Origin of the sequence: Paenibacillus lignilyticus (assembly GCF_017942085.1) — a bacterium.
Classification (GTDB): Bacteria; Bacillota; Bacilli; order Paenibacillales; family Paenibacillaceae; genus Paenibacillus_Z; species Paenibacillus_Z lignilyticus.
The window spans coordinates 157,616-169,687 of record NZ_JAGKSP010000003.1 but is presented as its reverse complement, the minus strand read 5'-3'; the positions used below and the strand labels follow the sequence as shown (position 1 = coordinate 169,687).

The window sequence follows — 12,072 nt, the reverse complement described above, 5'->3', positions numbered from 1 at the left end:
AAACCTATGAACCAGCGGTATGCACCACAATCGATCCACGAATCGGCGCCGAAACCAGGGATAATCTCCGTCTTCTGCAGAAACATTTGGCGCTTCAAGGCTTTTTATTTGATGCTCTTGCCGGGGCTCGCGTATTACATCGTCTTCAAATATATCCCGATGTACGGCGTCATTATCGCTTTCAAAGACTTCAACATGATGGAAGGGATCTGGTCGAGTCCATGGGCCAGCCCATGGAACAAACATTTTTTAACGTTTTTTCACTCGCCCTATTTCTCGCAACTGCTTACAAATACCTTTCTGATCAGCGTTTACAAGCTGCTATTCGGCATGCTGCCGCCCATTGCGATGGCGCTGCTGCTGAACGAATGTCGGATCAAATGGTTTAGAACGCTGATTCAAACCTTAACCTATATGCCGCATTTTCTTTCGTGGGTAATCATTTACGGCATTCTGCTTGCACTGCTCTCCCAAAGCTCCGGATTGTTGAATCAATGGCTGCAGGATGCGGGCGGGACGACGATCCCCTTCTTAACCTCGACGTCCTACTTCAGGTCCATACTGGTTGGATCGGAAATATGGCAAAATCTCGGCTGGGGAGCAATCATTTATTTGGCGGCCATTGCCGGCATCGATCCTACGCTTTACGAGGCGGCTCGGGTGGATGGGGCGGGACGACTGCGGATGATCCGGCACATTACGCTGCCCGGCATCCGGACCGTTATCATCATGCTGTTGATTTTGAAGCTGGGCCATATCCTCGATGCGGGCTTCGAGCAAATTTATATCATGTACAACATTCAAGTCTATGCCGTCGCCGACATTCTCGATACCTGGGTGTTCCGAACCGGCTTGCAGCAGCTGAACTTTAGTTTGGCATCGGCGGTGGGATTATTTAAGGCGGCAATCGGATTGGTATTGGTGCTCGGGTCGAACAAACTTGCGAAGCGGTGGGGGGAGGGCATATGGTAAAAAGCACGAATGACCGTATCGCCGATACCGTTGTTTTCCTCATCCTGCTCGCGTGCGGGCTTGCCGCGGTATTTCCGCTGTTGTATGTGCTGTCGGTTTCGCTCACACCGTTTAGCGAAGTGCTTCGAAACGGAGGCTTCATACTAGTGCCGCGATCGATCACCTTTGACGCTTACCGCAAGCTTATCATGGAATCGAATATCCCCCGCGCTTTTGGAGTTACGGTGCTGATTACCGTTATTGGCACGATTCTGAATATGATCATTACGTCATTAATGGCGTATCCGCTCAGTCGCAAGCAGCTCCCGGGACGCAACCTATTTCTGATGATGGTTGTTTTTACCCTGCTGTTCAGCGGCGGGATCATACCGACTTATCTGGTGGTCAAGTCGATCGGGCTTCTGGATTCGATATGGGCCATGATTTTGCCGAATCTGGTGTGGAGCTTCAACGTGCTCATCATGAAAAGCTTCTACGAGTCGCTCCCTGAGGAGCTGTTCGAATCCGCAAGGATGGACGGGGCTAAAGAATTTCGGATCTTGCTGCAGATCGTCGTCCCGCTTTCGGTACCCGTAACGCTGACCATCGGATTGTTCTATATGGTGGGCCACTGGAACGAATTTTTTCAAGCCATTATGTATGTGACGGATCGGAATTTGTTCCCTCTTCAGGTCGTCGTTCGTGAAATATTGATTCAAACGCAGCAACCGCTCGAAAATGCCGACAATATGACACCGAGCGAAACGCTGCAAATGGCTTCCGTTATTCTGGCAAGCCTGCCCATCATCATGGTTTATCCGTTTATGCAAAAGCATTTTACCAAAGGCATGCTGCTCGGCTCCGTTAAAGGTTGAAGCTCGGCAACCTGTTACTGCAGGAACGGGAAAAGCCGGTTTAACAATAGAAGGTTTTCACAGAAAGGGGTTCCTCAATCATGAAAAGAATGAAAACAGTTACCGTCATGCTAAGCATCTTGCTTATAAGCAGCGTGCTTGCAGGCTGTTCATCCGACAATTCCTCGAATTCTCCGAAGTCAACGAACAAGGAAGAGGTTTCCGGCGCATCGCAAGCTGCGGTCAAGCTCGACATTATTGAAACCGGTAACAATTTGCCGACTCCCGACAAAGACTTTATTAAACAAGCCATCGACAAAGCCATTCAGTCGGATGTGAATTTAACCGTATACGCGTCTGCTGATGATTATAAAAACCAATTGAATGTGCGCCTGGCATCCGGCAATTTTCCTGACTTATTTCAAGTAACGGATCGCGCGTCGCTCAAACAATTCGTCGAGCAGGGACTTGTGCTCGATTTGACGCCTTATACGGATAAACTGCAGCCGGTTAGGGATTATATCGGCGAAGAGAGCTTGAAGAAGACGACGATTGACGGTAAAGTGTACGCCGTTCCGAAAGCCCCCAGTATTCCGTACAACACCTATTGGATTCGCAAGGATTGGCTCGACAAGCTTGGCCTTCAACCTCCCTCCACGATCGAAGAATTTCTGAATGTAGTGAAGGCGTTCGCGGAGCAGGATCCGGACGGCAATGGCAAGAAAGATTCGCTTGGGCTTACCGGCAGCAAGCTTTCCACGTTCGCTCCAATCTTCGGCGCTTTCGGCGTAGGGGATCCGGACACGTTCTACGTCAAGGACGGGAAGCTGATCAACTCCCTGTATGACCCGGCTATGAAAGACGCGCTAGCATTTATCAAGCAGTTGAACGATACCGGTGCGGTCGATCCGGAAATTATGGCCAATACGGGTCTTCAGCATCAAGAGAAGGCAATTAAGGGGCAAGCCGGAATCGTCTGGATCGATTGGCCGAACTTGAGCAAGGATCAATTTACGGAGCAAATCAAGAAAGTAAATCCAAGCGCCAATTGGATTCAGATCGCGCCTCCGAAAGGGCCGGGCGGACAATACGACGGCCCTTACGATCTAGGAGGAACTACCGGTATCTATGCGATCCCGAAAGCGCTGGAAAACAACAAGGAAAAGCTGCAGAAAGTATTCGATTTGCTAAACTACGTCTCCGGCAAGGAAGGGTCGATGCTGGTGCAGTTCGGTATCAACGGAACGCACTATAATCTCGAAGGCGACAAGGTCACGCCGACCGAGCTGATGGGGAAGGAAGCTGGCTTCACATGGCTGTACCAGTTTACCGGCCGACCGGAAATGACCTACCTGGAGACGAAATTCGCGCCGCAATCCCAATTTATCCAATTCGCAAACAGCCAGCCGAGAATTCAAATTCTGAACGGATTCCTGACGAATCCAGAAGGCTATAATCCGGCGGACAGCCGTCGCTTTATCGAAGAAGAATTCGTGAAATTTATCTATGGCAAAACCCCGCTAACCGGGTACGACAGCTTCCTTAAAACGCTTGAGTCTAGCATGAATTACAAAACGTACATGGATTCCTCGGTCAAACAGCTGGAGGAGCTCGGTTACGGCAAATAAGAAGGAAGAACGCTTCATATGGGTTTATACGCTCTTTAGGATTAATTTACCAACTCAGCATTGGCGAAGACTCTGAAGGCGGAGGTAAATTATGAGTAAATGGTATAGAAGGTATCGAGGCGATTCTCTTGGACTGTTTCTGGTCTTCCTGCTGTTATTCTCGTTCCTCCCTTCCGGAAGTGGTACTCTTGCGGAAGGGTCGCAGCTTGCGACCGGAAACTATTATTTCAGTCCTGCACCGAATGCAGGAAATTCTCCCGATATCGGCGCAACCGGCTTAGTATCGTCGGAGAACGGCAAACTACTTGACGGCTTAACGACGACCTATGCCGGTTGGATGGGGAGCGCAACTGCTAATGGAACGGTGTATGCAGCGTTTGACCTGCTGAAGGACTACCCGCTGGACAGCATCCGGCTCGTACTGAACTCGCCTAACAGTTATTGGGGATATAAACAATTGACGGTCAAATACCGTGCCGAAGCTGAAAGTGATTATTACTATATTGCCGGCAAACATGTCAAAACAGGAACCGCCTTGAACGATTCGGTAATCATCCCGATGGACAATAAGACGGCCAGGTTTATTGTCATTGCCATCAAGCGGTCGAATGCCTATCAGCATATCCCGCTTACGGAAGTGCAAATTTACAAAGGCATCGGGGATGAAGGACAGAATCCGGCTGCTGCTTTCAGCGCCGAACAACTGCTGGCTGAAATGAAGAAAGACGCTTTGATGGTGGATAAATACGGGCAATGGATTTATGAAACGTGGACGGGAAAGGTTGCAACTGACGAGCAATTGCAGCAGGACTATGCGAATGAGGCGAAAGCGCTGTCTAGGGTTGCGTTGGATCGCAAAAAATATGATGCGTACGGCGGAATTAAACGCGGAGGCGAGTATAAGGCCACCGGATTTTTCCGACTTGAACAGATTGATCATAAATGGTGGTTTATTACGCCTGCCGGTTATAAATTCCTTTTAAAGGGAGTGGATGCGACAAGTATTTGGGAGTGGGGGTACGGTACGCCGTTTAAGGCAGCGGACGGCTCGCTTCGGAAGCTGTTCGAGGAGCTTCCTGATCCGAGCTTGTATGCTCCCGCTTACGCTAATGACTTAAATGGCGAAAGAGTCAGTTTTGTCATCGCCAACGTCATGAGAAAATACGGCAGCGACTATGAGTCGAAGTGGGAGGAGATCACCAAGAAGCGTTTGCTCGACTGGGGCTTTAATGCCTTTAGCAAATGGACCAGACCCAATCATGTCATGTTTCCCTATATATTGGTTTTGCAAGATCCGATGAATTTGGAAAGGATTCAATGGACGTACGATGTGTTCGATCCGCAAGCTAAATCCATAATCGACAGCGCATTGAGCCCGCAGCTCCAACAGTCGAGAAATGACCGATGGTTGATCGGCTACACTTACGATAACGAATCAGGATGGACGACCGATATTGTGAAAGAGATATTGACGCATGATTCGTCATCTGCGGCGAAGAAAGCCTTTGTAGACTTTCTTGCGCCAAGATACAACAATGATCTTGCTGCCGTTAACCAGCTTCTTGGCACGAACGCCGATTCATTCGACACGTTGATGAATACGCCGATCGCAATGTCGCGTGTTCCTTCTGTTGATGTATCGGACTATATCAAGCTGGCATCCAAAACGTATTTCTCGACGATCCGATCGATTATCGAAAAATACGATAAGAACCATTTGTTCTTAGGTTCCTCCATCGTTCCCACTTGGCGGACCAGTCTGGATTGGGATTCGGCTGCCATGGAGTATGTGGATGCTTTCTCCGTAGACCAATATTCGAAAGATGCCGGTTGGCTTTCCAGGTATGAAGCTTTCGGCAAACCGCTGCTTAATTTGGAGTATACATTTAGCACCGGCGAACGCGGGCTGTCGCCGGCCAATGCGGCGACAAGCACAGCCAGTATCGCGGAGAGAGGCGCGGCTTTCAAAGCATTCATTGAGATTCAATCGGCACATCCGCTGTTCGTCGGCTCGGGTTGGTTCGGGTATTATGACCAGGCAGTAACCGGGCGTAAAGATGGCGAGAATTATAATACCGGTCTGGTCAATCAGCAGGATCAGCCCTATACCGACATGGTCAATATCATGAAGACCGTCAATGCAGAACTGGAAACGATTCATGAGAATGGGAGATAAGAGCATAATCTCATTAACTTGTTTCAACCGCCGCGTAAATCGCGGCTTTTTTGGGCCAATCAATGTCATTCGAAAATTCTTGCCGCATTTCCGCTCCGTAGACGGGGGGATGTTCATCAACATCAGTTCATTTATGGGTGTCACGACCGCTGTTCCGCTCGGCTCCCTGTACACTATGTCCAAATTTGCGCTGGAAGGCTTAACCGAAGGTCTTTACTACGAGCTCAAACCGTTGAACATTGAACTTCGACTGATCGAACAGGGGGGTTCGACCGGCAACAATTTCAAGAATAATATCCGTTGGAATAAAGACGAGAACATCACGGATTATAACGACCTGATGGATAAAATCATGGCTTTGATGAACAATAGAGACAGCAGCCATTTAGATGATCCGCAAATCATCGTAGATGCCATTGCGGCACAAGCAACCGGAGAAAGCGTGCAATTCCGGACAGTCGTTGGCGAGGCAGGCAATAATCTTCTGTCGATGCGAAAGTCGCTTCCAATCGAGGAGTACTTGGAGTCGATCTTGAAAGGTTATCAATAAGTCGCGGCGACGCGTTGATCATACAAACAAGCAAAAGGAGCATTGCCGTCGTCGGCAATGCTCCTTTTGGCATCCTTAACGCATTTGAGCGGGAACCGGAATCCAGTTCATGATATAATCGGCAACTTCTTGGAAGCCTTTCTCGGCAATAATCCAATGTGACCGATTGGGGAACTCTATATACTGAGTAGTTGCTCCGGATTGTTGATCATACAGCTGGAAGTTTTTCTTCACCATCGCGGCAGGCACAATACGATCTTCTTCACCTGCAATGATCAGAAGCGGTCCTCGATTTCCGTTCTTAAAGTTAACCGTTAGCGGGCTCCCTGAATTGAAGGAAGCAAATGCGCTTTGGAAAAAGATTTTGCTTGTTTCCGGGACAGCGTAGCTGAACGCATGCTGTTGTTCTTTTAGTGTCATGGTATTTACAAACGCGTATTGGAATTGTTCAAACGATAAACTTGCGGTTTTTCTCCAAGGTTTGAGCAAGATGGAACTCACGGACTTGGATGCCGTCTTGTAAGCGCCCGGATTGATCCCTTTAGGAGCAGCAGGGTCAATCGCGATACCAGCGGCTCCCAGGTTGCGGTCCATAAGGATCTGAGTGATTAAACCGCCGAATGAATGTCCGATTAGAATCGGTTTTTCCGGCAATGCCTGAATAATGCGTGCGTAATGGTCAACAACTTCCTTCAAACCAAGTTTACCCAGGTTAGTGGAAGGATTGTTTCGAAGCGCCTCGATATTGCGATCATGATAGGGCCAAGCGGGAGCCATTGTCTCAAACCCTTGCTCGATAAAGTAGCTGCGCATCGGAGACCAGCTGTCCGGCGTCATAAAAGCTCCATGAATAAAGAGAATAACCGGTTTCTTGGATGAAGTTGCATTCGTATTTGTATTCACATTCATTACCGTGTTGTTCATGAATGATGTCCCCTTTCGGCTGATGAGGTGTTGTTGATAGCTCTGATATTAGCAGGATTGAATGAAATGAACCGTAACTTTGTCACAAAACGGTTTGCTTACAAAAAAACCACCTCAGTGAGGCGGTTTGGGAGATGCCCAGCTATAATTCGATAAAGCTTTCGAGTACAGCACGATTTGTAATCGTAATCTTACCTCGCGAGAGTTTAATGATATCTTCCTTCTCCAGTACCTTTAGCGTTCTGCTGATTACTTCGCGCGCAGTTCCCAATTCGGAGGACATGCTGTCGTGGGTAATTGAGATCGTATCGGAATGGCCGGCTTGCTCTGCCATTTGAATAAGGAACTCCGAAATCCGTCCGCGAATGGATTTGAAATGAATGCTGTCCAGTAAATTGGACATAATGACGATCCGTTTGGCGAAGGATTTAAAGATAAAGCGACGAAACGTCTTGTAGCGATCTGTCCAATCTCGGAAGATCTCGGCAGGTATCGCCAGAACTAATCCTGTCGTTTCCACACACGCAGAAGCTTCGTATTCGGCCTCCCCTAGAATACTTGAAGTCATTAAGGGACAACATTCTCCGCTATGTATGCGATACAAAGTGATTTCCCGGCCTCCCGGGCTTATTTTGAACATGCGCACTGTACCTTCCAGAATCATAATGGCATACTCCAGAAATTGTCCTTCTTCAATAATATAATTGGGTTCCATTTGCAAAACTTTGATGCCGTCTTGCTTCCAATCCTGTTCGGTGATTTCCGCCAAGCTCGGGAATAATGTAAGGATCCGCTTTAAATGTTCATCCGCAATCAAGCCAATTCAACCCCTTATGCCGTTCAGTCATTCAAAAGATACTAGCAGAAAGTCCGAAGCATGTCTGTGATAAAGTCACAATAGTCCGAATGGAATGCCGTCCATACGATCGTATCCATTGCGTGGTTGGGGTATACACACCGATGATGTGAAACTTTGTAAGCACTAATAAAAAGTTCTTCCAGACGAAGTCGTTGTCGGGGGAACTTTTTTATTGAATCGCCTTTTTACGACAGACTTTTCAGATGTAAAGTGAAATAGTGGAAAAGCATATAAATGTTGCTGCCGCTCGTCCATTAGTTTGCCTAATAATGACTGCTAATCCGCGGAAAGGCGGCGGAATAAGGAGGGAAAACGAGATGAGATTCGGACTTACCGCGTATGGCACCGTATTTCATATGGGGCTGCATGCCGGCTCTAACCGGGTCCGCATTACGGCTCGAGACCAAATTGACATGGCTGTTGCTTATGGACTTCAAGGCGTGGAAATTCCTCTGGACGTGCTCTCACAGAGCGACCCCGGCGAAGTTGCTGCTTATGCCGAGCAGAAAAGCATGTTCGTGAATGTCGCCATGGGGGGCTTCGAACCCGCCTCTTTGATGAAAGCGCTTCACCTCTCGAAGCTGGGAGGCGCACTTACCCTGCGTACCGTTGTTGGCGGGGCCAAAATCGGCGGCGATCGTCGCCATATGGCAGGTAGCTGGCAGCCTTTTCTGAAGGGGATCTTAGGTGCCTTTCAAGAAGCCGTGGAAGTCGCCGAAACGATCGGCGTCAACTTGACGGTGGAGAACCATCAGGATCTGTCTTCCGAGGAATTGCTCTGGTTGTGCGACACGATCGACTCCAAGCGATTCGGGATTACGCTGGACACCGGCAATCCGCTTGCAACAGCCGAGCATCCGGCAGACTTCTTCCGCAGTGTGGCACCTTATGTCAAGAATGCGCACTTGAAGGATTATAAGATATATGGGTCGGATGAAGGCTACAGGCTCGTGCGATGCCCGCTTGGACAAGGTGTTATCGATTTTCCTGACCTCTTTCAATTGATGAATGAGATAAACCCGGAAGTAACGATGTCTGTAGAACACGGCGCTCTGGAGGCCCGGCATATACGAGTGCTGCAGGAGGATTACTGGACGGAGTATCCACCGCGCACGGCCAAGCAACTTTCAAGGCTTCTTCGTTTTGTTGAGGATCGGGCCAGACATAAAGGCGATTGGAGAACGCCTTTCGAGCAGAATCAGACGCCGGATGAGATCGCCAAGTACGAGTTGGAAGAGATGGACGTAGCGATGGCATATCTCTCCAAACATATCCGCAAGCATGAGATACGTTCTGAATCCACTATAAAATAGGAGGGATCTCCATGCATACGACAGGATTGCAAGGTAAAAATGCGTTGGTAACCGGGTCAAGCCGAGGGCTTGGCAAACAATACGCGCTCGACTTAGCTCGCGCCGGCGCAAATGTTATCATTCATGACATTAGGGACAGCTCAGCGGCTGAATTCAACGAAGGAGCTTCCGGCCATGCCGTTGCCGAAGAAATCAGGCAACTTGGCGTCCGATCGGCATTTATTGCAGCAGATCTGGCCGATCCGTACCAAGTGGAACGTCTTATTGAAAGCGCTATTCATGAGCTGGGCTCATTGGATATTCTCGTCAATAACGCGGGGGGAGATATCGGCTTAAACACCCCTCGTCCGGACCCGAATGATGCGCTGGATATTTCCATCGACGATATTCGTTCCGTTGTCGAACGTAATCTGTTGTCCACGATGTATGCCTGTAAGTTTGCCGGCACCCACATGCGGAACAGAAAATCAGGCAAAATCGTAAATGTGGGATCAGTTGCAGGGCATGTCCCGGTAACGAACGGAATTATCTATGCGGCAGCCAAAACGGGTATATCTTCTTATACGAGAAGCTTGGCGGAGCAATTGCGCCTGCATGATGTGAATGTGAACTGCATTTCTCCCGCTCCAACTTATACCGGAAGATTCCTTGCAACGCGGACTGTGTCTAGCGAAGAAGGGCGCTCGCGTTTACAGCGCATCGCTCAGCCCGAGGATATGTCAAACATTGTTCTGTTTCTATGTGGATCCGCATCGGATGCCTTGACAGGCGAAACGATCGTATGCTGGAAATAATGAAGCTGATGAGGGTGAGAGAGAACGATGACGGAAGCTTTACGATTCATCATGGGGGCAGAGAAGCCGAACGAATATGACATCTTCACGCACGCGGCCGGTCCGGAGGGGAAGCTGCCACTGACTTCCGAGATGCTGATGAATCTTCCGAGCGGAGATTTATTCGGCATGAGCCAAAATGTCGGCATGGGTTGGAAGCCGGAACGGCTTCTCGGCAAGCAAGTGCTTATTCTTAGCACGCAGGGTGGTGTACGGGGCGAAGACGGCACACCCATAGCACTCGGCTATCATACCGGCCATTGGGAAGTAGGTCTTCTCGTCAAAGAAGCGGCACTCGAAGTGTCCGCACTCGGCGGCGTTCCCTTCGCCGCCTTTGTCAGTGATCCATGCGACGGACGTTCGCAAGGAACTACCGGGATGTTCGATTCGCTGCCTTACCGTAACGATGCGGCGATGGTGTACCGGCGGTTGATTCGATCGCTTCCGACCAGGAGCGGCGTAATAGGGATAGGTACCTGCGACAAAGGGCTCCCAGCCATGATGATCGCCTTAGCCGCGATGCGTGATCTTCCCGCTGTCATTGTGCCGGGAGGCGTCACGTTGCCTCCGACAGCGGGTGAAGATGCGGCCAAAATTCAAACTATAGGGACACGATTCGCGCATGGTCAAATTACGTTGGACGAAGCAGCTGATCTCGGCTGCCGGGTGTGCGCTACACCGGGAGGCGGCTGCCAATTTCTCGGCACCGCCGCCTCCGCTCAAGTTGTCGCCGAAGCGCTTGGCATATCGCTTATCCATTCGGCACTTGCGCCTTCCGGCCAGCCGATATGGAGTAATATGGCTCGTCAATCCGCGAGGGCGGTTCAATGGATGGATGCGCAAGGTATGACGATGCGGGACATACTGACGGATGCGGCCTTTGAGAATGCAATGGCCGTTCATGCCGCATTCGGAGGCTCCACGAATTTGCTGCTGCATATCCCTGCGATTGCTTATGCCGCATCATGCCGTATACCTGATGTTGCGGATTGGACTCGCATGAACAAAGCCGTTCCGCGACTTGTGAGCGTGCTGCCGAACGGACCGGAGTATCACCCAACCATTCGCGTGTTTATGGCTGGAGGTGTTCCGGAGGTTATGCTGCATCTTCGTAAACTCGGTCTGCTCCGCTTACAAGCAAAGACCGTCTCAGGCGAATCTCTCGATGCGCTGTTGGATTGGTGGGAGCATTCCGAGCGGCGCCATAATGTTCGTAAACGGCTGCAAGAAGTCGACGGCATTGACCCGGATCAGGTGATTATGAATCCGCAACGAGCGTCTGGCAGGGGACTGACATCCACGGTAACTTTTCCGATTGGCAATCTTGCTCCCGAAGGATCCGTCATCAAGTCAACGTCCATCGATCCGAGCGTTGTGAGCGAAGACGGTGTGTATCGCCATATCGGGCAAGCAAAGGTGTTTACAGCCGAAAAAGATGCCGTTAAGGCGATCAAGCTCGGTCAGATCCAAGCGGGCGATATCATTGTGCTTATGGGCGGTGGTCCTTCCGGAACGGGAATGGAAGAGACCTACCAGTTGACCTCCGCATTGAAACATCTGCCGTTTGGCAAACATGTGACGTTGCTCACGGATGCTCGTTTCTCCGGCGTTTCAACCGGCGCCTGCATCGGACATATTAGTCCGGAGGCATTGGCCGGAGGTCCGCTAGGAAAAGTGCGAAACGGCGATTGGATAGACGTTTGCATTGATCGCAAGAAGCTGGAGGGCAGCGTTCATTTCATTGGTCAGGGAGAAGAGCGTTTCAGCCCGGAAGCCGGCGCTGCCATATTGGCTGCCCGTCCCCTTCATCCGGACCTTGCTCCAAACCCGGCGTTGCCGGACGACACACGGCTATGGGCGGCGCTCCAGGCTGCAAGCGGCGGTACATGGAGGGGGAGCATTTACGATGTTGATCGCATTGTCGAAACACTGCAAGCGGGAATGGAAGCATTAACCAGATCCAAGCAAGGGACCGGAGGCTGAA

Annotated in this window: 10 protein-coding genes; 8 read left to right on the top strand and 2 right to left on the bottom strand. The window is 50.1% G+C overall.

Annotated elements, in window-relative coordinates; genetic code table 11:
* The first annotated feature begins 111 nt into the window (after nucleotides 1-111).
* From I8J30_RS10330 to I8J30_RS10310, 5 genes are all read left to right on the top strand, one after another.
* Nucleotides 112-972, top strand: coding sequence for an ABC transporter permease (locus tag I8J30_RS10330; protein ID WP_240548040.1), 861 nt, complete (start codon nucleotides 112-114; stop codon nucleotides 970-972).
* Nucleotides 966-1,826, top strand: a complete 861-nt coding sequence (locus I8J30_RS10325; RefSeq protein WP_210657924.1) for a carbohydrate ABC transporter permease — start codon at nucleotides 966-968, stop codon at nucleotides 1,824-1,826. The genes I8J30_RS10330 and I8J30_RS10325 overlap by 7 nt, the downstream gene beginning before the upstream one ends.
* 80 nt (nucleotides 1,827-1,906) lie before the next feature.
* The gene (locus tag I8J30_RS10320; RefSeq protein ID WP_210657921.1) at nucleotides 1,907-3,433 is read left to right on the top strand and encodes an extracellular solute-binding protein; all 1,527 of its coding nucleotides are present in this window, start codon (nucleotides 1,907-1,909) and stop codon (nucleotides 3,431-3,433) included.
* 91 nt (nucleotides 3,434-3,524) lie between these two features.
* Nucleotides 3,525-5,609, top strand: a complete 2,085-nt coding sequence (locus I8J30_RS10315; RefSeq protein WP_210657919.1) for a hypothetical protein — start codon at nucleotides 3,525-3,527, stop codon at nucleotides 5,607-5,609.
* Entirely contained in the window at nucleotides 5,572-6,159 is a 588-nt protein-coding gene (locus I8J30_RS10310; protein ID WP_210657917.1) for an SDR family NAD(P)-dependent oxidoreductase, read from the top strand. The genes I8J30_RS10315 and I8J30_RS10310 overlap by 38 nt, the downstream gene beginning before the upstream one ends.
* A gap of 75 nt (nucleotides 6,160-6,234) precedes the next feature.
* Here I8J30_RS10310 and I8J30_RS10305 read toward each other — a convergent pair whose 3' ends face one another.
* On the bottom strand, nucleotides 6,235-7,083 hold the full coding sequence (locus tag I8J30_RS10305; RefSeq protein WP_210657915.1) for an alpha/beta hydrolase: 849 nt from the start codon (nucleotides 7,081-7,083) through the stop codon (nucleotides 6,235-6,237).
* Between the two features lie 142 nt (nucleotides 7,084-7,225).
* Nucleotides 7,226-7,900: a Crp/Fnr family transcriptional regulator gene (locus tag I8J30_RS10300; protein WP_240548014.1), complete on the bottom strand. Its 675-nt coding sequence runs from the start codon at nucleotides 7,898-7,900 to the stop codon at nucleotides 7,226-7,228.
* Nucleotides 7,901-8,259: 359 nt separating this feature from the next.
* On the opposite strand from I8J30_RS10300, the gene I8J30_RS10295 reads away from it, so the two are divergent.
* The 3 genes from I8J30_RS10295 to I8J30_RS10285 are packed head-to-tail and all read left to right on the top strand — an operon-like array spanning nucleotide 8,260 to nucleotide 12,071.
* Nucleotides 8,260-9,255: a sugar phosphate isomerase/epimerase family protein gene (locus I8J30_RS10295; protein WP_210657914.1), complete on the top strand. Its 996-nt coding sequence runs from the start codon at nucleotides 8,260-8,262 to the stop codon at nucleotides 9,253-9,255.
* Between the two features lie 11 nt (nucleotides 9,256-9,266).
* Complete coding sequence (locus tag I8J30_RS10290; RefSeq protein WP_210657912.1) at nucleotides 9,267-10,049, top strand: SDR family NAD(P)-dependent oxidoreductase; 783 nt, start codon at nucleotides 9,267-9,269, stop codon at nucleotides 10,047-10,049.
* Between the two features lie 27 nt (nucleotides 10,050-10,076).
* Nucleotides 10,077-12,071: a YjhG/YagF family D-xylonate dehydratase gene (locus I8J30_RS10285; RefSeq protein WP_210657910.1), complete on the top strand. Its 1,995-nt coding sequence runs from the start codon at nucleotides 10,077-10,079 to the stop codon at nucleotides 12,069-12,071.
* Nucleotide 12,072: the final 1 nt, after the last annotated feature.